18 protein-coding genes and 4 pseudogenes are annotated in these 23,184 nt (G+C 64.1%); 9 read left to right on the top strand and 13 right to left on the bottom strand.

The features are described from left to right. Nucleotides 1-121: 121 nt before the first annotated feature. The 4 genes from ACQCSV_RS09430 to ACQCSV_RS09415 all read right to left on the bottom strand — a co-directional run bounded on the left by ACQCSV_RS09430 (nucleotide 122) and on the right by ACQCSV_RS09415 (nucleotide 4,851). Entirely contained in the window at nucleotides 122-1,153 is a 1,032-nt protein-coding gene (locus tag ACQCSV_RS09430; protein ID WP_426939496.1) for an aldo/keto reductase, read from the bottom strand. 8 nt (nucleotides 1,154-1,161) lie between these two features. Next, nucleotides 1,162-2,034 carry an NAD-dependent epimerase/dehydratase family protein gene (locus ACQCSV_RS09425; RefSeq protein WP_426939495.1) on the bottom strand — a complete coding sequence of 291 codons (873 nt, stop codon included), beginning with the start codon at nucleotides 2,032-2,034 and terminating at the stop codon, nucleotides 1,162-1,164. A gap of 367 nt (nucleotides 2,035-2,401) precedes the next feature. After that, nucleotides 2,402-3,586 carry an alkaline phosphatase family protein gene (locus tag ACQCSV_RS09420; RefSeq protein ID WP_426939494.1) on the bottom strand — a complete coding sequence of 395 codons (1,185 nt, stop codon included), beginning with the start codon at nucleotides 3,584-3,586 and terminating at the stop codon, nucleotides 2,402-2,404. Beyond that, nucleotides 3,583-4,851 (bottom strand): alkaline phosphatase family protein, encoded by a 1,269-nt coding sequence (locus tag ACQCSV_RS09415; RefSeq protein ID WP_426939493.1) that lies wholly within the window; start codon nucleotides 4,849-4,851, stop codon nucleotides 3,583-3,585. The genes ACQCSV_RS09420 and ACQCSV_RS09415 overlap by 4 nt, the downstream gene beginning before the upstream one ends. A gap of 252 nt (nucleotides 4,852-5,103) precedes the next feature. Between ACQCSV_RS09415 and ACQCSV_RS09410 the strand changes: the two are divergent. Then, nucleotides 5,104-5,985, top strand: a pseudogene (locus ACQCSV_RS09410) (IS481 family transposase); the annotation flags it as partial. 30 nt (nucleotides 5,986-6,015) lie between these two features. On the opposite strand, the pseudogene ACQCSV_RS09405 reads toward ACQCSV_RS09410, so the two are convergent. Continuing rightward, nucleotides 6,016-7,302, bottom strand: a pseudogene (locus tag ACQCSV_RS09405) (IS3 family transposase). A 211-nt stretch (nucleotides 7,303-7,513) separates the two neighbouring features. Here ACQCSV_RS09405 and ACQCSV_RS09400 point away from each other — a divergent pair. The 7 genes and pseudogenes from ACQCSV_RS09400 to ACQCSV_RS09370 all read left to right on the top strand — a co-directional run bounded on the left by ACQCSV_RS09400 (nucleotide 7,514) and on the right by ACQCSV_RS09370 (nucleotide 14,785). Next, entirely contained in the window at nucleotides 7,514-7,804 is a 291-nt protein-coding gene (locus tag ACQCSV_RS09400; RefSeq protein WP_426939106.1) for a transposase, read from the top strand. A gap of 20 nt (nucleotides 7,805-7,824) precedes the next feature. Continuing rightward, a pseudogene (locus tag ACQCSV_RS09395) lies at nucleotides 7,825-8,694 on the top strand (IS3 family transposase); the annotation flags it as partial. 48 nt (nucleotides 8,695-8,742) lie between these two features. Beyond that, nucleotides 8,743-9,959, top strand: a pseudogene (locus tag ACQCSV_RS09390) (ISL3 family transposase); the annotation flags it as partial. Nucleotides 9,960-10,597: 638 nt separating this feature from the next. Further along, the gene (locus ACQCSV_RS09385) at nucleotides 10,598-11,242 is read left to right on the top strand and encodes a GntR family transcriptional regulator (protein WP_354154230.1); all 645 of its coding nucleotides are present in this window, start codon (nucleotides 10,598-10,600) and stop codon (nucleotides 11,240-11,242) included. Between the two features lie 107 nt (nucleotides 11,243-11,349). Continuing rightward, complete coding sequence (locus tag ACQCSV_RS09380) at nucleotides 11,350-12,780, top strand: amidohydrolase family protein (RefSeq protein WP_354154231.1); 1,431 nt, start codon at nucleotides 11,350-11,352, stop codon at nucleotides 12,778-12,780. A gap of 54 nt (nucleotides 12,781-12,834) precedes the next feature. Next, nucleotides 12,835-14,310 (top strand): NCS1 family nucleobase:cation symporter-1, encoded by a 1,476-nt coding sequence (locus ACQCSV_RS09375; protein ID WP_354154232.1) that lies wholly within the window; start codon nucleotides 12,835-12,837, stop codon nucleotides 14,308-14,310. A 166-nt stretch (nucleotides 14,311-14,476) separates the two neighbouring features. Then, on the top strand, nucleotides 14,477-14,785 hold the full coding sequence (locus tag ACQCSV_RS09370) for a hypothetical protein (RefSeq protein WP_354154233.1): 309 nt from the start codon (nucleotides 14,477-14,479) through the stop codon (nucleotides 14,783-14,785). A 686-nt stretch (nucleotides 14,786-15,471) separates the two neighbouring features. Here ACQCSV_RS09370 and ACQCSV_RS09365 read toward each other — a convergent pair. The 3 genes from ACQCSV_RS09365 to ACQCSV_RS09355 are packed head-to-tail and all read right to left on the bottom strand — an operon-like array spanning nucleotide 15,472 to nucleotide 18,538. After that, entirely contained in the window at nucleotides 15,472-16,953 is a 1,482-nt protein-coding gene (locus ACQCSV_RS09365; RefSeq protein ID WP_354154234.1) for an amidase, read from the bottom strand. After that, nucleotides 16,950-17,168 carry a hypothetical protein gene (locus tag ACQCSV_RS09360; protein WP_354154235.1) on the bottom strand — a complete coding sequence of 73 codons (219 nt, stop codon included), beginning with the start codon at nucleotides 17,166-17,168 and terminating at the stop codon, nucleotides 16,950-16,952. The genes ACQCSV_RS09365 and ACQCSV_RS09360 overlap by 4 nt, the downstream gene beginning before the upstream one ends. Continuing rightward, on the bottom strand, nucleotides 17,165-18,538 hold the full coding sequence (locus ACQCSV_RS09355) for an amidohydrolase family protein (protein WP_354165930.1): 1,374 nt from the start codon (nucleotides 18,536-18,538) through the stop codon (nucleotides 17,165-17,167). The genes ACQCSV_RS09360 and ACQCSV_RS09355 overlap by 4 nt, the downstream gene beginning before the upstream one ends. A gap of 88 nt (nucleotides 18,539-18,626) precedes the next feature. Here ACQCSV_RS09355 and ACQCSV_RS09350 point away from each other — a divergent pair, with 88 nt between their 5' ends. Then, on the top strand, nucleotides 18,627-19,565 hold the full coding sequence (locus ACQCSV_RS09350; protein WP_426939492.1) for a polysaccharide deacetylase family protein: 939 nt from the start codon (nucleotides 18,627-18,629) through the stop codon (nucleotides 19,563-19,565). Here ACQCSV_RS09350 and ACQCSV_RS09345 read toward each other — a convergent pair. From ACQCSV_RS09345 to ACQCSV_RS09325, 5 genes are all read right to left on the bottom strand, one after another. Then, nucleotides 19,562-20,284 carry a hypothetical protein gene (locus ACQCSV_RS09345; RefSeq protein WP_354154238.1) on the bottom strand — a complete coding sequence of 241 codons (723 nt, stop codon included), beginning with the start codon at nucleotides 20,282-20,284 and terminating at the stop codon, nucleotides 19,562-19,564. The two genes, ACQCSV_RS09350 and ACQCSV_RS09345, sit on opposite strands and share 4 nt — an antisense overlap. A 2-nt stretch (nucleotides 20,285-20,286) precedes the next feature. Continuing rightward, on the bottom strand, nucleotides 20,287-20,904 hold the full coding sequence (locus ACQCSV_RS09340) for a cupin domain-containing protein (protein WP_354154239.1): 618 nt from the start codon (nucleotides 20,902-20,904) through the stop codon (nucleotides 20,287-20,289). Between the two features lie 113 nt (nucleotides 20,905-21,017). Next, nucleotides 21,018-21,740, bottom strand: coding sequence for an aldolase/citrate lyase family protein (locus ACQCSV_RS09335; protein ID WP_354165927.1), 723 nt, complete (start codon nucleotides 21,738-21,740; stop codon nucleotides 21,018-21,020). Nucleotides 21,741-21,800: 60 nt separating this feature from the next. Continuing rightward, complete coding sequence (locus ACQCSV_RS09330) at nucleotides 21,801-22,229, bottom strand: cupin domain-containing protein (protein WP_354154241.1); 429 nt, start codon at nucleotides 22,227-22,229, stop codon at nucleotides 21,801-21,803. Next, nucleotides 22,226-23,158 (bottom strand): polysaccharide deacetylase family protein, encoded by a 933-nt coding sequence (locus ACQCSV_RS09325; protein WP_354154242.1) that lies wholly within the window; start codon nucleotides 23,156-23,158, stop codon nucleotides 22,226-22,228. The genes ACQCSV_RS09330 and ACQCSV_RS09325 overlap by 4 nt, the downstream gene beginning before the upstream one ends. Nucleotides 23,159-23,184 lie beyond the last annotated feature (26 nt).

The raw sequence follows: 23,184 nt of genomic DNA, 5'->3' as shown, positions 1-23,184 counted from the left end.
GGCAACTTCTGATCCCCGTTCGGCCCCCTCTTCATTGGAGGAAGACAACTGAGAGTTGCCTGTAACAATGGGTCATGCCTCTGCATAACTTTCCGATCAGACGGGTGGCCGAAGACCCCGCCTACCTGCCGCCTTGGATCTTCCGGCTGCGCTGTTCATGTGCCATGGGGCCGTAGGGATACACTCCGACGCGCGGCTGGCTGGCTTGGGTCAGCCGCTCTGTTTCCTCGGGGGTCAGTTCGAGGTCCGCCGCGGCGAGGTTGTCTGCCAGTTGGTCGATGTTGCGGGCGCCCAGGATCACGGACGTCACCGCGGGCCGGTCCGCCAGCCAGGCCAGGGCCACTTGCGAGGCGCTCACACCGTGGTCAGCGGCAGTCTTTTCCACTGTTCCGATAACGTCCCAGGTGCGGGGGTCGTCGTTGCGGGCCTGCCACGCTTCCATGCCTCGGTTGGGGTTCTCGCCGAGCCGGGTCGCACCGGCGGGCGGCTCGTCGCGCTTGTACTTGCCGGACAGCCAGCCGCCACCCAGGGGCGACCACGGCAGCAGGCCGATGTTCGCGTCCAAGGAGGCTGGGACGATCTCCGACTCGATCTCGCGGACCAGCAGGCTGTACTGCGGTTGCAGGGTTACGGGGGCGCTCCAGCCGTGGGCTTTGGCCAGGTGGATCGCCTTGGTCAGCTGCCACCCCAGGAAGTTGGAGAAACCGTAGTAGGCGATCTTGCCATTGCTGACGGAGTCGTGCAGGAAGCGGAGCGTCTCCTCCAGCGGTGTGATGGGGTCCCATGCGTGCATCTGGTAGAGGTCAATCTGCTCCACTCCCAGGCGGCGGAGGGAATCATCCAAGGCCCGGGTCAGGTGGCGGCGGGACGTGCCGACGTTGTTCGGGGCCTCGCCCATGGGGAAGCGTCCCTTGGTGGCCAGTACCACGCTGTCCTTGGCTTCGGGCCGCCGCGCGAGCCAGCGTCCGATGATTTCCTCCGATACACCGGTGCTGTAAACGTCAGCGGTGTCGATGAAGTTGCCGCCGGCGGCAACATAGCTATCCAGGATGGCGTGGGACGTTTCCTCGGTGGCCTCGGCCCCGAACGTCATGGTTCCCAGCGCGTAGTTCGAAACCACGGCGCCGCTGTTGCCCAGTGTGCGGTACTGCATGATGCTCCTCAGTTCTCGGTGGGGGTGGTGCGGTTGGAGTGGTAGGTCCGCCAGGTGTGTTCAGGCTCGAATCCCAGCAGGCGCCGGGCTTTGTCGATCGACAACATGGTCTCGTGTTCGCCCAGCTCCTTGGTTACGGTGACGTTGGGGAACACCTCGGCGGCAAGGCTGACGCTGGAACGGGTCATGACGGTGTCCGCGTTCGCGATGATGAAAGCCTGGAATCCGGGCTGGCCGTGTTCCAGCGCACGCGCCACAGCCTGCGCGCCGTCGCGCCCGTCGATGTAGCCCCAGAGGTTCCATTTCCGCGCACTGGCGTCCGCATCGAACGACGGGAACCGTTCGTAGTCCTCAGGGTCCATGACGTTGGAGAACCGCAGGCCCGTGATGCTCAGCTCCGGATCCCACCGCGTCAGCTGGACCGCCATCTGCTCCTCAAGATGCTTCACGAGTGAGTAGGTGCTTTCCGGACGGGCCGGGTATTCCTCATCCACCGGGATGTAGGGAGGGTCGACGTCGAACGGCAGTCCCAGCACCGTCTCGCTGGAGGCGTAAACCACCTTCTTGATCCCGGCCCGCCGGCACGCCTGGAAGACGTTGTAGCTGGAGAGCATATTGTTCTCGAACGTGGCGGCATCCGGAATGATGCCGGGCGCGGGAACTGCACCCAGGTGGACAACGGCGTCGAACCCCTTGTGCCTGTCGTCCAGACCGAGGAGCACATCGAGCACCTGTCCATAATTGCGCAAGTCCACGACGGCCAGCCCAGGACTCCTGTCCCCGACCCGGTCCAGGTTCAGCACCTGGTGGCCGTCGTCGGTCAGCCTGCGGACCACATGCCGTCCCAGTTTTCCGCTTCCGCCTGTCACTGCAATTCTCATGACTACTCCCTTACTTCTCCATCAAGCTCGACATCCCGCGGCGGCCGCCCCATCGGGACTCGGTACAGCCGGTGGGGCGGGCCGAATTGCCCACGCAGCCTCGTGCAAAACGCTCGCCAGCCGGCCCTGCAGGTCGCTCGGCGGGAACCGGTTTCCTGCGGACTACCCCATCGGACGTTACGCACCTCGCGCGGCGTTGTCAGCAGGTTTTCCTGTCCCTGCTTTTCCTAGGACGCGGAGTCCTACCTTCCCTGTAGTAGACGTGGCGCGGCACTGACGCTGGCCGTGTGTAGCTCGTAGCCGCGAAAAACGCCCGGCCGGTGATTTGGACACCTGCCGGGCACTTACGTTTATTCTGTTACTCGTCCTAGACCTTGGCGTTGTACACGTCGAGTCCGAAGCGGTTCAGTCCTGGCGTGCCGGCGTAGCCGAGGTAGGGCAGTCCGAAGGTGTCTTCGATGCTGGCCAGCAGGCTGTAGTGGTTGTACGGGGTGGTGGACCAGGTCCCGCCTTTGGTGAACGGGGAGAGGACAAGGGCTCCGACGCGGCCGCCGCCCATCCCGGTAATACCAGGCAGTGGCGAATTCGGCCCGGGACCCTCCCCGCAGCAGGCGGTTGCATCGGACGGGGGTCCGTCCGATTCGTCGAAGGTGATCACAAGGACGCCGTCCTGTTTGAATGCCGGGGAGGAGGTGATGGCCGGAACCCAATGGTTGAGCCACTCGTCGGCGCTCTTGAGGCCGCCAGGCTGTCCGTCCACGCAGGGGGCGTCGTGGCCGTCGTGGCAGAGGTTCGGGGTGATCATGGACAGATTAGGGGTGGTGGCGGCGGAGGCGAGGTCCGTTTTCAGGGTGCTGAGGTCGACGTCGTTCTTAGCGCAGTCCGGTGAGTCGGTGATCCCGGCGAAGTAGACAAAGGGGTTATGGCGGGCCGCGTATTGGTCGCCGACTTTTGCCTTCTGGGTGTCGTCTACTGCGCCGACGGCGGGGTGCCGGCAAGGGGTTCCCATGTCTTCCATGTAGCCCTTCCACGTCTTGCCGGCTCCGGTCAGCTGGCCGGCCACTGTGGGGACGCTGGCGGGGAAGACGCAGCCGTCGCCGACGGCCTGGCCAGGACTTGCCGTGCCACTTCCGACAAACGGTGAGTAGTTCTGGCAGTCGGCCTGCATCTGGGGGTTGGGCCCCTGGCCGGAAATCTGGGCGACGTAATTCGGCTGGGAGTTGTGGGCCGTGCCGAAGTACTGGTTCAGCAGCACCCCCTGGCCCCTGAGCGTCTTGGACAGGAACGGGGCGGCTGACGCCGGACCCCACGTCTCGTCGTAGCCTTTATTTTCGAGGTTGATGACGAAGACATGCTTCGCCCCGGGCAGGTAGCCCTGGCCAGCGGTAGTGGCTGTCGGAGCGCCGGCTGTGGCGGAGGGCTGGGCCGGTCCGTAGCCGATCGCCGCCGCGGCGAGCAGGACAATGGCCGCGGCGGAGGCCCGCAGAGCCAACCGGCGGGCCCGCTTGCGGGATCCGGAGGTCGTCGTCGTGTGATCTGTGGTGGTGTTCACGCGAGTTTCCATCCGTCGGCGAGTGCTTTCTGTTTCAGGCCGGACCATTCCTCTTCCGGGGGCGGGCCCACAGGGGTGCAGGCCGGCCCGGCGACGAACGGCGGGACAAGATATTTGGGCGCTGCGAGATTGGCGGGTGTGCCGAAGTCCAGGACTTCGGCGATGTTGCGGGCGGCCTTGTCCCGGGGTGTCAGGGCTGGCAGGTTCCACCGCCATTCGATGGCTTTGAGCACGGAGGTGTGGTCATAGACGTCGTGGGCGATGTGCCGGCGTCGGGCGCGCGGGGAGATGACCACGGACGGTACCCGGAAGCCGCGCAGGGCCGTGTCCGGGCTCGTGTCCGGGGCCGTGCCCGGTGCGATGTGGTCGTAGAACCCGCCCCACTCGTCGTAGTTGATGACCAGCAGGGTGTTGGCCCAGCCCGGGCCGGTCGTCACCGCGTTGTAGACCTCTGCGAGGAAGGTCTCTCCGGAGCGGATGTCCGCGTGCGGGTGGTCATCCCCGGAGGTGCCGGAGCCTTCCTCGGTGAAGCGAGGATCCACGAAGGACACAGCGGGCAGCCTGCCTGCGCTGGCGTCGGCGAGGAATTCGGCGTAGTGGTGCGATATGTCTAGGTACTTGGTGCCCCAGAGTGCGGTGAAGGGGATGTCGCCGTAGTAGTACTTGCCGGAGACTCCGGCAGCGGCCAGCCGGTCCCAGATGGTCGGGAGCGTGGACGTGACCGTGGAGTTGTGCAGCCGGTCGGTGGCGGCCGCGTGCTGGTAGAACCGGTTCGGATAGGTTTCGGCCATCGTGGCGGCGAAGTACCGGTCACAGACCGTCCAATCCGGGCCGGCTTGGCGCCAGAAGTCGAGGTCCGCGGCGTCGTAGTAGCCGACGGCGAATTCGTCATTTTTACCCGCCCGGAGCCAGCCGTTGTTCTTGCCGTTGTTGTACTGGATCCGGCCGCCCTCGTACGAGTGGTCCGGGTCCGGGTGGCCGCAGCCCTGGAAATCCGTCAGGTGGTGGGTGGTGTGCGGGATGCCGTAGCGGTCCGTGTAGCTCAGTCCGGACTGTTTCCCGTCGGCGCCCGGCATCCAGCCAAGGAAGTGGTCGAAGGAGCGGTTCTCCATCATCACCACGATGATGTGCTCGATCCCGGAAGCACCCGCGGCCGGCAGCGCCGGTGTGGCAGCATCCGCGGCCCGCAATGTGCTGCCCGTGGCTAAGGCGGTGGCGGCAGCAGTGCCTGCCACGCCCAGGAAATTACGTCTGGAAAAGTTCACGTCGTGGGTTCCTTCATCGTCGGGTCCGGTCGCCTGCTCCACTGAGTGAGCTGTGGCCAGCGCACAGGTAATCGAACGCGGGGCCGGAAAAGTTACGCGCTGCCCGTCTCGTGGGCACAGCAATGGTGACGGCCAACGCCTAGCTGTATTGACCACGGACGTTAGGAACGTTCGGCGTGGTTAGGTGACAAAAAGAAGACCTCCGAGTGGAGTGGGGCTTGTCTAAGAGTCCGATCCACAAGGAGGTCTTCAATGTCCCATGCTAACGCCATCCTGACGCCCAAGGGCAGGCTCCGGCTGGCTCAGTGCATCGTCGATGACGGGTGGCCGCTGCGCCGGGCAGCTGAACGGTTCCAAGTCTCGGTGACGACCGCGGCGCGGTGGGCTGGCCGCTACCGGGATCACGGCGAGCACGGGATGAATGACCGGTCCAGCCGGCCCGTCAGCTCCCCGGGCCGGACGTCCGTGCGGCGGGAGCGACGGATCATCGCACTCCGGATCAACCGCCGGTGGGGACCTGCCAGGATCGGTTACCTGCTGGGCATCCACCCCTCCACGGTGCACCGGGTCCTCTCCAGGTTCGGGCTGGCAAGGCTGTCCTGGCTGGACCGTGCCACGGGCAGGGTGATCCGCCGCTATGAACACCACAGCCCCGGAGAGCTGGTCCACGTCGACATCAAGAAACTCGGGCGGATCCCTGAAGGCGGCGGACACCGCACGGTGGGCAGGGCCGCAGGCAATCGGAACAAGACCGGCACGGCAATGAACCGGCGACCGGGCTACGCCTTCCTGCACAACGCGGTCGATGACCACTCCCGACTGGCCTACACCGAGATCCTGGCCGATGAGAAGAAGGAAACCGCGGCCGGGTTCTGGGAACGCGCCAACGCCTACTTCGAAGCCTGCGGAATCACCGTGAAACGGGTGCTGACCGACAACGGCTCCTGCTACCGCTCCTACGCATTCAAGGACGCACTGGGCCCGGACATCAAGCACAAACGCACCCGCCCCTACCGGCCACAGACCAACGGAAAAGTTGAGCGCTACAACCGCACCATGCTCGATGAATGGGCCTACGCCAAACCCTACGCATCAGAGTCCGAGCGTGTTGCCGCTTTCACCGAGTGGCTGCATGAACCGCGCTGGGTTTGATGGAGACTTCGTTTATGCAGTCTGCGTTGACAGAATACACGTTTGTTGATGGGTGGTTTCAAATTCCGTTGGCGGAATGTCCCCGATGCTTGTGTGCAGCCGTTCGGTGTTGCACCAATGGACCCAGCGGGCCGTTTCGGACTCGACGTGCTGGCGTGATTTCCAGGTGGTGAAGCGGTCGAAATCGATCAGTTCGGTCTTGTACAGTCCGATGGTCGATTCCATCAGGGCATTGTCGTACGCGTCCCCCACGGTACCGATTGAGCCCTCCATGCCCGCAGCGACCAGATGCTCGGTGAGCATGACGGAGGTGTACTGTGACCCGGCGTCGCTGTGGTGTATCAGCCCGGTCGCGGTGAACTCGCTGTCGGTACGCCGGCGCACCGACAGGGCCTGTTGGAGGGCATCAGTGACGAGGGGTCTCTTTGCTCATCGAGGCCTTCCAGCCCAGGATCCGCCGTGACGCCGCGTCCGTGACGAAAGACACATAGCAGAACCCCGCGTACGTCCAGACATACGTAAAATCTGCGACCCAGATCCTGTCCTGGACGCCGGTATTCCACTGGCGTTTCACCCGGTCCGGGAACCTTGCCGCCAGGTCATCACGGCGGGTGGTGAAGGTCTTGTGTCCGCCGCGCAGCACACCCCGCAGCCCTGCGGCACGCATCAGCCGTCCGACCCGGTCCCGGCCGATCTCGTGGCCTTCACGCAGGAGCTTCTTCCACATTTTACGGACACCGTAGACGCTGAAATTGGCTTTATGGATGGTCTTGATGATGTCGATCATTTTCCTGTCTGAGAGTTCGCGTTTGGACACGCCGCGCTTGATGGCGGCGTAGTAAGTCGACGGGGCAATCCTGGTCCCGTGCTCGGTGAGCACGGCGCAGATCGGTTCGACGCCCCATCGCAGGCCTTTGGCGTCTTTACGGTCCTTGTGGGCCGTAATGAAGGCAACTATCTGGTGTGTGGCCGGTCGATCTCGGCCGCGAAGAAAGCCGAGGCCGCCTTCAGGATCGCGTTGGCCCGGCGCAGCTCGGCGTTCTCGCGCCGCAGCTTCTTCACTTCGTCGTTCTCCGCCACCGTCGCCCCGGGCCTGGAACCGGTCTCGATCTCGTGCTGGACGATCCAGGGCCGCATCGTGTCCGCGCTGACGCCCAACAGGGCACCTACGTGCTTCCGGGCGGCCGTTTCCGACTCGCCGGCAACTTCACCCCGGCGCTCGAGATACATCCGCACCACGCGGGCCTTGGTTTCCTCATCAAATTTTGGCTCTCCTGACTCTTCCGTGGGCGTTTTCAGCGCGCCTTAACGAACGCACGCCGCTTCCTGTCTAGGTTTCTGACTGTTCAAGGAACAGAAACTTTCAGACGGGAAAACGGCGTGCGAAATGCAAGACTATGGCGAACTCTGCTCGGTGTCGAGAAAACGGTCGTCGAGGCCATCGATCTGGACGAGGAAACGGGGTGAGGTGTACTACTGATGTGAGACACAGTTTGAAAGGATTGTGCCCATGTCTGCTCGACCAACCTATTCCGATGAGTTCAAAGCTGATGCCGTTGCGCTGGTGATTTCCTCGGGACGTTCGCCGGCTTCGGTTGCGCCGGAGCTGGGGATTTCCGTAACCGCTCTGAAGCGTTGGGTGCGGCTGCATCATGAGGGCCAATCGGAGGGCGGGGGCAAACCCGATGATCCGGTGGATCCGGCGAAATACAGGGCATTGGAAGCCCGGCTGCGTGAAGTCGAGAGGGAAAATGACTTCCTAAAAAAAGTTTCAGCGTTCTTCGCCAGAGAACAACGGTAGAGGATCTCTACCGCCTTGTTCAGGCGAAGAACGCGCAGTTCCCCATCCAATGGATGTGCGGGCGGCTGGGCATTTCCAGGGCCTCGTATTACCGGTGGCTGGCCGCGGAAGAGTCCCCGACGGCGGCCCGGCACCGGGAGCTGACAGAACACGTAAAGGTCATGTTCGATTCTTCCGACGGGATATTCGGGCACCGCATGGTCCATACGAAACTTGCCGCCGCTGGCATCGAGGTGTCGGTGGGAACGGTGGCGGTCATCATGGCGGAGAACGGCTGGGCCGCGAAGCGGATGCGGGCGTTCAAGCGCACGACGATTCCCTCGGATCCGGACAAGGTCTTCGCGGACCTCATCGGGCGGGATTTCACCTCCGCCGCCCCGGGAACCCGTCTGGTCGGGGACATCACATACTTGCGCACCGGCGAGGGCTGGCTGTATCTGGCTACTGTCATCGATCTGTGCACGCGCATGGTCGTCGGCTGGGCGATGGCTGACCACATGCGTGCCTCTCTGACTACCGGGGCGCTGAAGATGGCCAGGGACCGCGGTCATCTGCAGCCTGGTGCCATTTTTCACAGCGACCGCGGAACGCAGTACACATCCCGGGAAATGAGTGTCTGGTGCACCGGTAACGGCATCCGACAGTCCATGGGAGCCACCGGGGTGTGCTGGGATAATGCAGTGGCCGAGTCGGCGTTCTCATCCCTGAAAAACGAGTTCTACCACCACCACAGCTTCACAACCCGCCAGGAAGCCCGGCGCGGAGTGATGAAGTACATCGAAGTGTTCTACAACCGCTGGCGGCCCCACAGCAACAATGACGGCCTCCCGCCGGCCACAGCAATGGCGGCTTTCACACCCACCGCGCAACCGCTTCCAGCGGCTGCCTGACCAAAAAGAAACTACGCGACTGTCTCACATCCTTGACACACCTCAGGGATACTGGTCGCCTCTGTCAGGCCGACAGGCTCGATGCGGAACCGGTGCGGGATCTGCCGCCGCCGTTGCCCGAAATACGACCAGGGCCAGGGTCGACGCCGCTGGCGGGCACTGGACGCCGGGACGATCCGGGTCGAGTTGGAAGCCGACGCCCCGAGGGTGTCCTGCCGGGTCCACGGCGTGAGCGTCGCCGCCGTGCCCTGGGCCCGGCATCAGGCCGGCCACACCCACCATTTCGACGCGCAGGTCGCCTGGCTGGCCACGCAAACGTCCAAGACCGCCATCACGGAGCTGATGCGTATCGCCTGGCGCACTGTCGGCGCGATCATCACCCGGGTCTGGAACGACACGGAGAAGCTCCACGACCAGTTCGCCGGCCTGAGGCGGATCGGCATCGACGAGATCTCCTACAAGCGCGGCCACAAGTATCTGACCGTCGTCGTCGACCACGACAGCGGCCGGCTGGTCTGGGCGGCCCCGGGCCAAGACAAGGCCACCCTGGGCACGTTCTTCGACGCCATCGGGGCAGAACGCTGCGCCCGGATCACGCACGTCTCCGCCGACGGGGCCGCGTGGATCGCCGTTGTCGTGGCCCAGCGGTGCCCGAATGCGGTCCGCTGCGCCGACCCGTTCCACGTCGTCAAATGGGCCACCGAAGCCCTCGACGAGGTGCGCCGGGCCGCGTGGAACGACGCCCGAAAGGCAGCCCGGACCACCGAGGCCAGGCGCGGCCGCGGCCGGCCAGCGAAAGACGCGCCGCCCCGCCCGGACAGTGCCCGCGCAGCCGGTGTGAAGAACTCCGCTACGCGCTCTGGAAGAACCCGGAGAACCTGACCGAGAAGCAGCAGGTCAAGCTCGCCTGGATCGTGCAGACCAACCCCACCCTCGGCCGGGCCTACTACCTCAAGGAAGGACTCCGGGTCATCTTCAAACTGCCCCACGACGAAGCCGCCGAAGCCCTCGATAAATGGGTCGCCTGGGCGCGCCGGTGCCGGATCCCCGCGTTCGTGAAGCTCCAACGCAGCATCGTCAACCACCGCGCCGCGATCCTCGCCGCGATCGAGCATGGGCTCTCCAACGGACGAGTCGAATCGATGAACACGAAGATCAGACTCATCACCCGCATCGCTTTCGGCTTCAAATCACCCGAAGCACTCATCGCCCTCGCGATGCTCAGCCTCGGCGGTCACAAACCGGTGCTCCCCGGCCGAAATTGACCCACGGAAGAGTCAGGAGAGCCCAAATTTTCTACCACTTGCCATGACTCTATTCTCCGTGTGAGGTTAGAGTCTCCATCAAACCCAGGGTGGTTCAACTTCAGGCTGCAAGCACCTGCCAAGACCAAGGCCCGCGCGATCGGACAGCTCGAATCCCTGGGCTACCAAGTGACCCTCGCGCCCCTGCAACCCACCGGATAATCCTGCCTCAAAACGCCGACCGCCAGATCATTCAGTCAACGGGACAACGTCACCGCAATTTTCATGTCAGCCTGACATTTGCTGGCCACGAGGCCGGCCGTTGGTACCCGACAGAAGGTCAGCGGTGTCGATGGTGTGGGCGTCGGCGAACGACCAGAATTTTTTTTGCATGCTGGTGCCCGGGAGCAGTCCGCTGCTAGGGCTCAGCTTTTCTTCTGCGGACCGCTTCAAGAAAAAGTCTTGACGTCGACAAGTGTGATACCTCACACTGGTTTTTGGGATCCCAAGAAGGTATCCCAAAAAGGATTCCGTTCATCACTTAGGTCCGAAGAACAGCCCCTGCCGTCTCTCCACCTGCCGGTATGGACAACGTTGACGACGTTCGTGTCCGGTGAGGACCATCCCCCCCGTTCGAACCCATATCAGAGGTACACATCATGGACAGTTCAGCAGGCATTGATGACCGGCCATTGCGTGACAGTGTGCGTGATGCGATCCGCAACCGGATCTTCGAGGGCCACTATGCTCCGGGCACGCGGCTTGTTGAGCGGGACCTTGCGGACGAGTTCAGCGTCTCCAGGTTGCCGGTTAGAGAGGCTCTGCGCATGCTGCGGCAGGAGGGACTCGTTAGCGACCGGGCGAACTCTCGGGGAACAGTGGTCAGCAGCCTGAAGCCGGAACAGGTGGCCGACCTGTTCGATGTCAGACTTGCCCTTGAGGTCCTGGCAAGTGAACTGGCAGCCGCACGGGCCACCCGCGCGGAGCTCGCCCATCTGAATTCTCTGCTGGATACGGCGCAAAGCTGCCTGGCGACGGGATCAATTTTCGAAGCCCACGCAGCAAACAATCAGTTCCACGACGCCATCACAACCATCGCGCGAAACGAGTTCCTGCGGGCCGCGTTGGAGCCGCTGCAAGGACGGATGCACTGGCTTTTCCGGCACGCAACTGATCTTCCCGAGCTGATCCGGGAGCACCGCCAACTCTACGAAGCTATCGCCAGCGGGGACCCTGACCGCGCCGGCGCTGCGTCCAGGGAACACATCCAGAAGTACCGCAAGGACTATTACCTGCACCACTGACCCAGGTATTCGGGACGGTTCGCTGCCATTAGCCTGCCGGCCCTCTATTTAGTGCACCCAAAAATCGTCACGTGGCGGACAAAAGAATCCCACAGAAGGGACATCCAATGGAAGATCTGCCAGATCTCGTCATCTCCAATGCGACGGTCGTCAACGCCGACGGCCGCAAGAACGCACACGTGGTCATCAGGGGCCGAAAGATCGCGGAACTCGTTGACACCGTTCATCGGGTGCCCCAGGCATCCGCCACCGTCGACGCTCGCGGTCGCCTGTTACTCCCCGGCGGCGTGGACGGGCATTGTCACGTCGCCCAGATAACGGGGAAACACCGCACCCTCGACGATTACGCGGTGACGTCAACGGCTGCACTCTGGGGTGGTACCACGACGATCATTGACTTCGGCATCCCGCGGGACGACGCCGAAACACCGTTGGAGGCAGCCCGCAACAAGATCGCCTTGGCCCGCGAGTCGCGCTGCGATGTGGGCCTGCACGCATCCGTCGTCACGTGGGACGAAACGGTGCCGGCCCAGCTGGAAGAGCTAGCCGCGCTGGGAATCCGGTCCGTGAAGATGTACACAACGAATCGCGGGTCCACCATGGCGGACAATGACACCATCCTGCGGGTAATGAAGCAGATGGTCCGGCTCGACGGGCTCACCTACATTCATGCTGAACACGACGCGATCATCGCCGACTGCACGGCCGGGCACGCGGCCACAGGTGACATTGGCATACGCCACCTGCACCGGACCCGGCCGGAGCTCGCCGAAGAAATCTCCGTGAAAGAAACCCTGGCGATGGCCGAATACACCGGAGCGCCGGTGTACTTCGTCCATCAGTCCACCCCGGGAGCTGTCGACCTGGTGACCGAAGCCCGAATGGACGGGCTCACGGCCTATTCGGAGACCTGTCCGCATTATCTGACGCTGGACGAAAACGTCTACGGCGAAGACTTTCCGGAATGGTACGCCTGCTGCCCTCCGATGCGCAGCCCGGAAACGGTCGCCGCCCTCAAGGAACGGGTACTCGCCGGCGCCATCGACACCGTCGCGTCCGACCACTCCTGCTACGACCTGTCACAAAAACGCGAGCGCAGCGATGACATCCGGCAGATGCCGCACGGGCTCCCCGGTGTCGAAACCAGGATGCCGGTCACCTTCACGACCATGGTTTCGCCCGAAGGCCATGGTGTTGAACGCTTCGTGGAGGTCTTCTCCGCCGGGCCGGCCCGCATCAACGCCGTTCCGGGAAAGGGCGTCGTAGCACCCGGTTTCGACGCCGACCTCGTCCTGGTCGACCCCGCCGAAGTACGGACCGTCTCCGGCGCCGCCCTGCATATGGGCACCGATTTCTCGCAGTTCGACGGGAAGGCTCTGCGGGGCTGGCCCCAGCTTGTGGTCTCAGCCGGACGGATCGTCGTGGATGAAAACGGATTCCACGACCCCGGCCCGGTCGGCCGGTTCATCAAGCGCCACGGATTCCGGGACACCCCCGCAGCCCCGGCAGCACTCGAGGCCGTGAACCACACCGCCTAACAAACCGCATCACCCCAACCGAACCCACCGAAGATGTTTGACAAAGGAGTCATCATGGACAGCAGCCACGAGTCCCTGGCCGCGCTCGATCCATCGGGCCGGCTTTACAACGAGGACCTTGCCCCCGCAACGGAGCGGAAATGGACCTCATACAGTTTCTTCGCCGTCTGGATGTCGGCGATCCACAACATCGGCACATACACGTTCGTCGCGGGTCTGTTCGTCATCGGCCTCACCGGCTGGCAGGTCCTGGCAGCAATTTTGATCGGCACCGCGATCCTCTTTTTCGGCATGAACTGGGCCGGGAAAATGGGCCAACAAACAGGCGTCCCCTTCCCCGTCATGGCACGCATCAGCTTCGGGATCTGGGGCGCCAATATCCCCGCCCTCATCAGGGCCGTCATTGCCATCTGCTGGTACGGAATCCAGACCTATCTGGCCTCGATGGCTGTCGTCGTCCTTCTCTTGAGGATCGATCCTGACCTGCAGCAGTGGCAGAACCAAAGCTTCCTTGGCCTGTCACTCCTGGGATGGGCCTGCTTCATCCTGCTCTGGATCCTGCAATTGTTGGTCATCACCCGCGGCATGGAAGCTGTCCGCCGCTTCCAGGACTGGGCCGGCCCCATTGTCTGGGCCGTCATGCTCGCCATGGCCATCTGGCTCTTCAGCCTGGCAGGGTGGAACATCCCCATGGACCTCTCGATCAACCCGCTAGCAGGGGGCGACGCATTCCGGGGCGTACTGACCGGCGCCTTCCTCCTCGTCGCAACCTACGCCACCATGCTCCTGAACTACTGCGACTTCACCCGCTTCGCGAAATCGGCGAAGTCGGTTGTCCGCGGCAACTTCTGGGGAATACCTGTGAACTTCGCGGCATTCGCTGCCATCAGCATCACCATGACCATTGGAACGGTTGTCGCCTTCGGCGAAGCCATCACCGACCCCGCGTTGATCCTCGCTAAGGTACCCGACACATTCATCCTGGTCGTCGGCGCAGTGATGTTCATTGTGGCCACGATCGGAGTGAACGTCGTCCTGAACTTTGTGTCCCCCGCCTACGACCTCGCCAACGTCTGGCCCAAGCACATCAACTTCCGCCGCGGCGGCATCATCAGCGCAGTCCTGGCACTGCTCGTCATGCCCTGGAACCTGTACTCCAACCCGGTCGTCGTCAACTACTTCCTCGGCGGCCTGGGCGCCTTCCTCGGACCCCTGTTCGGCATCATGGCCGCCGACTACTTCCTGATCAACCGCGGCATCGTCAACATCAAAGACCTTTATCGGTCAGACGAAAACGGAGAGTACTTCTTCCGAAAGGGAGTCAACCCGAAAGCCGTCGGCGTATTCGTCCCGACGGCCGCGATCGCAGCCACCATGGCACTCGTGCCAGCCCTTGGCGCGGTTGCAGCCTTTGCCTGGCCCGTCGGGCTCCTCACCGCCGGATTCGCCTACTTCTTCGTAATGGGCGGCCAGAAGAAAGTCTCCACGGTCGCCCCGGAAGCAGAAGCACTGCTCGAGCCGGCAGAGTGATGGGCTGAACGCCCCCCTCGACCGCCTCGAGAGATATGTCCGGGACTATTTGAGGTAACCAATCGAGGCCTAACCAGCAGAGAGCCGGGACACTGGGTTTGTTCCGGCTCTCTGCACTTCTCTCGTTCGCGCAGCGCCAGCCCGGACCGCCCCGGTCGAGCTTGGCATGGACCGGGTCCTCCTCGCCCAAACGCACGGCGGGCTTCAGTGGTCCCGAGTCGAATGGGCGGAGCAGCTGCTCCTCCGCGCCTACACGCACAGCAGCACCAGGCACTCGGCGCCCCTCCTCACCGCGGTCGCCTTCATCAACTGGTGGGAAGGCCGAGTCAGCAAAGCTCACCAGTTCCGGGAACTCGCCCTCGAAGCCCGACCCGCCTACCGTCTGGCCAGGCTCAGCGACCAAATGATCGGCTGCGGAATGGTCGCCGGCTGGAACATGGACAAAGACCGGGCCTTCCGGCCATCCGGGCCTTGAAGCAACCTAGACACCAGTCACTGGGATGAAGAGACCGACGACGGCGGGCCGTTACGGAGCCAACCGAACACCACAGCATCCCACCGCTCCGGATCAGAATTCCACTCCTGCGTGTGCTCCGCAGACCGAAACGTGTCGACGGGTATCTCCCAAACGCAGGGACGTCATGCCGTCCCGCGTACATCCCGACATGAACGAGTCAGAACAGATATATCGGAACTGGCCGCCACCTCGATCCAGGCACCACAAATAGTCAGCAGGTCATGTTGTATCCGGCCCCAGCCGCCATGAAGTAGTGAAGTCGAGGACCAAAGGGAAGGAAGGACGAACGAAGATCAACTCCCAGAAGAAGGCCGTACAGGCGGGACCAGGACCCTGTCGTGAGCCGCTCCCCCACATAACCGAAAAGGAACTCCGGAACCCCGCACACCCCCGGAAAATCCGATCGGGGGTCAATAAGTGAACAGTTTGTCCACACTCAGAGGCCCACAAGCCCCTGAACAGTTAAACACGTGCCCGAGGTGGGACTTGAACCGGACTCCAGCCCCTGCAAACACTGGGAACTCCTGAAAACATCCCCAATCCGACCCAGTCCGGCCGATGTACGGCCCGATCCGAAACCCTAAGTGTGGACATTGTCCACACTTCTCTTTTTGCCCGATTTCCTTCGGCTTATTGCCCCAAATTCAGGCCGGATTCCATGAAGCCGCGGTTGCGGCGGTGTCCAGGCTCTTTCCATTTGCTGCGTTACCCCCAAAGCCCAAGTGGGACGCGGTCGGCAACTCGTGCACCGGGACCTGCGTCCACCACGGCGTGGTTCGCTCGTAGGCATAGGCGATCGCGAGCACCGTCGCATCGGAGTGTTCAGGACCCATGATGTGCATTCCAACGGGCTGCCCGCTGACAAAGCCGCAGGGCACACTGACGCCGGGCATTCCGGTGAGGTTCGCAGCGGAAAGCATGCGCAGGGCGGCAGCCAACGAGTCCTGGCCTGTGGATCCAGTGAGTTCCGAGGACATCGAGGACGCGAGCGGTGCGATCGCCGGGAGGGTGGGCGAAACCAGCCCGCCCACGCCTGCGCGGGCCATGGCTTCCGGCAGGTACGTTCGGAGATAGGTCCGCACCTGCCAGGCCAGGCGGACATCGTCCTCGGTGGCCAGGGCGCCGGTCTCGATCATGACGCGTGTACCGGGCAGATACGCGCCGGCGGCTCGCTTCAGCCGCTCACGGTGATGCTGGGCCGCTTCCGACAGGGAAATCGCTACGCTGGAGTGCAGCGCCACGTCCAGTTCGGGGAGGGACAGCTCTACGATCTCCATCCCCAGGTCCGCAAGTACGGAGAGGGCATTTTCCACGACGGCCATGACTTCGGGGGCGACCCCCCATTCAGACCACATCCGACGGTCGACGCCAAGCCTCACGGGAACTGGAACGTCCCGAATCCGGGCGGACACCGGCCCTCCGAGCCGGGTGAGTGCCTGGGGTTCCACCATGCCGTCAAGGAGTGCCGCGCAATCTTCGACGCTCCGGGTGATCGGTCCCACGTGATCCATCGTGTGGCTGACGTGCAGGACCCCGGCGCACGACACGATGCCGGCGCTTGGCTTGAGCCCCACCAAGCCGTTGACGGCGGCGGGGTTTCGAACCGAGCCTCCGGTGTCCGTGCCAAGGGCCCCGGGAATGCTTCCGACGGCGACGGCGACTCCGGATCCAACGCTGGATCCTCCTGCGTACCGCTCAGGATCCCAGGGGTTACGTGATGGTGGCGTCCCCTGCCCGAAGGCGAACTCATGCGTTTGAAGTTTGCCAAGGATCACAGCACCGCTGGCACGGAGTTGACGTACGACGCCGGCGTCGTCCTTGGCGATGTTGCCCCGCAGGCTGTCCGAGCCGCCTTCGGTGGGCATCCGGTGGACATCGATGACATCCTTTACGCCCAGGGGAATCCCGTGGAGGGCGCCGCCGAGCTGCCCCCTGGCGGCCTGGCCGTCGGCCAGAGTGGCTGCTGCGCGGGCCCCTCGCTCGTCCACGAAGGCCCAGGCGTGGGCGTAGCCTTCAGTGTCCTGGAGCCGGTTCAGGACGGAGTCGAGAAGTTCAACCGCCGACAGCTCCCGCCGTCGGATGCGGCCCGCCGCTTCGGCGATGCCCAGCCCCCATGGTTCGGTCACGGTTCCACCGCCGGGTGCGCTGCGCCGGCCTGATCCGATGGTCGGGTCAGGTGCTCGAAGGATGACTGCAGTTCATCCATCCCTGCCCGGAAGTCCCGGTACGCGGCTTCCAGCGCCGGCAGGTCCTCCCGCGCGATCACCTCACCCACCAGTTCGCGAATGACCATCAGCTGTTCGCTGCTCAATGCTGGGTCACGGCCCAATGGTTGGTTCATCGGTGGGCCTCCGGGGTGAGCTGTCCGTCCCGGACCACGCTGACGCCGTCAACCAGGACAGTCCGCACATCGCGAAAGTCCTCCATTCGGGCGACAACCACGTCCGCGACGCGGCCTGCCTTGAGCCGTCCGCTTCCGGGGGCGATGCCCGGGATGAGGTCCGCAACCGTCGAGCTTGCCATGGCGACGGCACCCGCGAGGGAGCGGTGTCCGTGGGCCGCGATGTCCTGGACGGCGGAGATCAGCTCGTCGTGGTCGCCGTCGTGCCCGTAATCGGTGCCGATGACCGAGATGAGGCCCGGTTCCCGGAGCAGCAGGTCCCAGTGTTCGCGCGTGGTGACGGTGTGCTTGCGGTGCAGGAGGTCGAACACCGATGCCTCGGCCGGCCAGCCCGTTTTCCGGCCCAGGACGGCCAGCTGGTAGGCCTCGTCGGGCGTGTGGGAGGGGTGGTTTGCGTGGGCGGCAATCACGGTGGCCCCGTTGCCGTCCAGCTGGAGCATGAGCTCCCGCAGGACACCGGCGGTGGCGGAGGCGCTGTGCACGATGGCCGGCACGCAGAACTTGGCCGCTGCGTGGACTCCTTCTCTGATCCCCTCGATGGCCGGGACGAACGAGGGCATCACGGAGTCCGTGACGATCTTGGCGAGTTGAGTGGCGGTGAGGGCTTCCGCGAGTCCAGCCTCTCTGGCCGCCTCGGCGAGGGCAGTCAGGTTGAGCGCGCCGGCATCGATGAACCGGCCCAGCACTGCTTCCTTGATGCACCGGGCCTGGGCGATGGTGATGCGGATCCCGGCGGCCTTATGGATGGCTGCGGGGATGTAGACGAGATCCTGGCCTCCTCCGCCCAGTGTCTGGCCTCCGCCCAGCTCCCCGATGGCGACAGCACCGTCGTCGAGCATCCGCTCAACGGTGAGTTCACGGGCCTCGGCCGTCAGTCCCTGGCCGTCTGCCATGGCCGCTGCCTGCAGGCACTGCGGCAGGTGCGTCGTTGCGCCCCGCACATGCACGGCGTGCCGGCGGTCGGCCTCGCGAACATCCTCCATGGACGCGAAGCCACAGAGATTAAGGACGGTGGTGGTTCCGGCCAGAAGGTGCCTGTCCAGGTTGCCCCTCCAGCGCTCCGCGGACAGTGCCGGTGCCGCACTGGGGAACAGGGCGCCGGGGGTCACTCCGTGGGTATGGCCGTTGATGAGGCCCGGCATCACCACGCAGCCCGACGCGTCGATGACGTCGCCGGCAAACTCCCGGTCCGCACCCCAGCGGTCCAGGACGTCCGCAATGCGGCCGTCGCGGATGACCACTGCACCGGCCTCGATGACGGTGTCCCCGGAGCCCGTGACAACGGTGCCTCCGCGAATGAGCGTGGACATTCGCTCCCCTCTCGGCTAGTTTCATCATATCGAAGTTTGCTTCACTATAGCCGCAACGATGCGGCGTCGGAACCCCCGAACGGAGAACATGATGGCAGAGCCACAGACGCATCGGGATTTCGTCGGATATGGCGAAACACCTCCCGATTTCCGCTGGCCAGGCGACGCGCGTGTGGCCGTTTCCCTGGTCATCAATGTTGAGGAGGGCGCCGAGCGCAGTATCCCCCGCGGCGATAGCGCCAATGACCTGGGTGCGCACTGGATTCCGGCTCCTGCCTCAGCCGCCCGGAACCTCACCCTGGAATCGGCCTTCGAGTATGGTGCCCGTGCCGGCATGTGGCGATTGCTGCGGATCCTGCGTAAACACGACATCCGGGCCACCGCCTTCTGCTGCGCCATAGCCCTGCAGCTGAACCCGCCCATCGCCACGGCACTGGTCCGCGACGGACACGAAATTGCCGACCACGGCCACCAGTGGGACACCCACACGGACCTCGACGACGATGCTGAGGAACGCCTCATTGTCGCCTCCCGCGACGCGATCGAGGCCAGCACGGGCCAGACCCCCACCAGCTGGTATTCGCGGGATGGACTCAAGCCCGGTACACGCAGGGTGCTCGCCGAGAACGGATTCACCTACGAGTCCAACAGTTTCAATGACGACCTGCCGCATTGGGGGTCCGGTCCGGCAAACCCGAAGCTCCCGGTCCTGCCCTACGCGGGAGACACCAACGATTCCGGTCTGTTCAGGCAGTTCCCCACGGCAGCATCGTTTGGCAACCACCTGATCGCGGCCCTGGACCTGCTGCTCGATGACCCCCGCAGCGGGCCCTCCGTGATGAGCGTCGGACTGCACCCGCGGCTCATCGGAAGGCCGGCGTACGCCGTCGCCCTTGACCGCTTCCTTGACCATGCGCACGGCAAAGCAGCCTGGTTCGCGACGCGCGAAGAGATTGTGAACGCCTGGTTACAGACCACGACGACGGACCAGACGACGGCGGACGGGTCATCGGCGTCGTCAGGCTAGTGCGCTGCGAGCAGCGCACCCCAACCGGGGATCTGGCGTGAAACGCCGGCCAGGTTAAGCACATGCCATAAGGTAGCGATGGCACTATCGACAACAGCGATGCCGAACTCCTCCTCGAAACCCTCCACCAGATAGCCCGAGCGCAGGTTGGTGCCGACACACACCACAGCATCGAGGCCGTCCGCGAATGCGGGCCGCATCATGGCGCCGATGGCGGCGGTGTCCAAACGGGCGATCTCAGGGTTGCTCATTGCCACCTCTGGAACCGAAACGGCCTGCACGTCGATGCCGTGGTTGGCGTATTCCCGCTGTATCCGTAAGGCGATGGCGCGCGGACCGGGAAAGACGACGCCGACGCGCGTTGCCGTTAACGCGGCGAGGGCCTCCACGACGGCCACGGAGGCCGTAGTCGCCGGCACGCCGCCGCACACCGCTTCGAGTTCGGCACAGAGTGCCCGGTCGCTGGTGATCCCCGTCCACGAACCAGAGGTGCCGTGGAACGCAATAGCCTGCAGATCGGCGTCGTTCAGCAATGCCGGGGCTTCCCCGAGAACGCTCAGGTCCACCGTGTCATCAAGGCTCGGCGGAAGGCGGAACCGGCTGTAGTGGACGCCCAGGTCCGGCTGCCCCGCAAGGATCGCCGCAGTGAGCGTCTCCGCATTCGAGTTGCTCGATGGGACAAGAATCCCCAGCCGTGTCCCCGGCCCGGGAACGCCCACGTTCAGTGCGCCTTGCCGAGGGACGGTGGCGTGGAGATCGCGAGCATGACTGCGGCCGAAGTCGTGTGGTTGCTCCACCAATGCGGCAGGGAAGCGTCATAGGTCAGGCTGTCGCCGGCTTCCAACGTAAAGTCCTGGCCGCCAATGGTCGCCACCAGTGTGCCCGATTGGAGGATGACGCACTCCTCGCCCTCATGGGAGTGCGGAACATGGGAGCCGTCGAAGTTGGCGGGAATGGTCATGTTGATGACCCCCAGCTTGCGCTCCGAATCGGGAACGATCAGCTCCATGATGATGCCTTGCGAGGGGATTTCGATGCGGCGCCGGTCTGCCCGGCGGACCAGCATGTGGTTCTGCCCTTCGTTGGGATCAGTAAACATGCTGGCCAGCGGCAGTTCGAGGGAGTTTGCCAGGCGCAGGAGCGTGGCAAAGGACGGGTTGCCGATTCCCCGCTCGATCTGGCTGATGAGACCCGCGCTGACACCTGCACGTTCGGCGAGCTCCTCCACGGTGAACCGTCCGAGGCGCTGCTCTTTGATCATCGCGCCGAGATGGGCGATCCAGAAGTCGCGTTCCAGGGACTCGGTTGCTTCGCTGCTGGCTGTGTCTGTGCCTTCCACAACGACTCCTTCATTAGTCCTTGGTTTTGCGTCAGTATATCGAAGAAAATTTGGCGTTGGTGGTTTTTTGAATGGCCTGGATTCGACGGGCGTTCCGCCTCTGCCGATGGCGCTCACGCGGCCCGCAGTTCGGTGTAGCCAGTCAACATGGAGGCGAGTTCCTTCTCCCAATAGACGGCACAGCGGTCGGCTCCGCGCTCGAAAACACCCGCTGCGGCGGCCATTCCGGGTGCCGGGAGTCCGATACTGCGGCTGGCACCGGCAACCACGTCCACCACGCGCTGGACGGCTTCCTGCAAGGCCTCCGGCCGCTCATCTCCGTGGCGAAGCAGGTCGGCAGCCAGATCGGTCGGGCCCACCCAGCCCCCGCCGAACGCCTCGCTGCCCACGAATTCCTTGACGCGCTCCACGGCCTCGGCCGTCTCGAACAACACCGTGATTACGGGAGCAAAGGAGTAGTCCATGCCGAAGGCCGAGGCCGGCGTCACCTGCCGCGGACGCGATCCCGCAGGAGCGTACCGCGTGGCTTCGTAGGCGCGTTCCAGTTCGTCCACCGTCCGTACCTGCGGCAGCACGATCTCCGCCACACCGGTGTTGGCGAAAGCCACCAGCGTGTTCCTGTCCAGGTCGGGCACGCGCACCGCCACCTTCACCCCGGAGCCGGCCAGGCGCTGCACCACATCGCTGCATTGCTGAACGGTGATCCCGGTCTGCTCGGCGTCGAGGACCAAGAAGTCAATGGTGGCGTGGGCAAGGAGGGCCAACAAGGTGGGCGTGGGATCTGCGGTGATGATGCCGACGCTGCGTTCAAGGGCGGCGGCTGGTTCCTGGGTCATGGGAGGTTCCTCATTCGGATGGCGCGGAAATGAACAGCGATCTGGTGCCTGAAAGGCTGGTCACTCGTCAGGGACGAATTGCCAGTCCGCGGGCTTGCTGACCCCCACAATGAGCTCCACGTTCTCGTCGCCGTCGTTTGTGAGTCCATGGGTGGTTCCCCGGGGGATGTAAATGCCGTCGCCGGGTTTTGCCCGGTAGGTGGTGTCGCCGAGGTGGACGATGGGTGCCCCGCTGAGGACGACGTAGAACTCGGACGCGTCAGGATGGTGGTGGCACAGGTGGTGCTGGCCGGGCAGGATCCTTCCCCAGCTGACGCATAAATCATCTGAACCGCTGAGGTCCCTGGAGATGAGCGTGCTGACCAGGCCCTGGTCGCGTTGTCCCTTGAGTCCAACCTTGTCCAGGGGCGTGAAGCCTTGCTCGTGGACGTTGTGCACCAGGCGGCCGATATCCACCGTGGCCGTCCCGCCGTCGCCGGGGCGCATCATGCCGCGCCTTCGAAGGCGGCCTCGGCGACGATGGTGTCGCCCTGCACAGGCGGGTGGTCCATCCACCACCGGGCGATGTCCTCGCGGGTGGCGAACCAAACCCCGGACTGGGCAAGGGCGTATTCGAGGAAGCGGCGCACGCCCTGGGCGACGCTGGGCCGGCCGCCGATCCTCAGGTGCAGCCCCACGGACATCATCTTCGGCACGGTTTCGCCTTCGATGAGGAGGCAGTCGAGGGAGTCCTTCAAAACGTTGAAGAAGTCCTCTCCGGTGCCCAGGCTGCCGTTGCCCCAGAACCGGGCATCGTTGGTGTCGCCCGAATAGGGAACCACCAGATGGCGGTGCGGGCCTGCCTGCACGTAGTACGGAAGGTCGTCGGCGTAGGAATTCGAGTCGTACAGCACGCCTTCCTCAGCCAGGATGGTCCGGGTGTTCTCCGTGATGCCCTCGCGGACGTACCAGCCCACCGGCCTCACACCGGAAACGGCCTCGACGGCGGCCAGGGACTTGCGGATCTCCTGCCGCTCCTCCTCGGGGCCCATTCCCACCGTTCCGCGCCACTTGTAGCCGTGGGCGCAGATCTCGTGGCCGTCCCGAATCATGGCCAGGGCGGCGTCCGGATTCCGTTCAAGGGCGGCACCGCAGGCCATGACCGTTGCCTGGACGTTGTACTCGCGCAGCATCCCGAGGTAGCGCCAGATGCCCACGCGGCTGCCGTACTCGAAGAAGGACTCCTTCATCAGGCTGCGCCGAGAGGGATCGGCGGACCAGCCACCGAAGATCGAGACGTCCTCGTCCCGCTCGTCGCCGGCTTCGATGGAACTCTCGGCGCCTTCCTCGTAGTTCAGCACCACGGAGACTGCAACCTTCGCGCCGTGCGGCCACGTGACAATCGGAGGGTTCTCCCCATATCCAATCAGGTCCCGCATTGGCTTCTCCTTGCCTGTTCATTATA

The sequence above is a fragment of the Pseudarthrobacter sp. S3 genome (genome assembly GCF_050156905.1).
Classification (GTDB): domain Bacteria; phylum Actinomycetota; class Actinomycetes; order Actinomycetales; family Micrococcaceae; genus Arthrobacter.
This window is presented reverse-complemented; position numbering and strand designations above follow the sequence as displayed.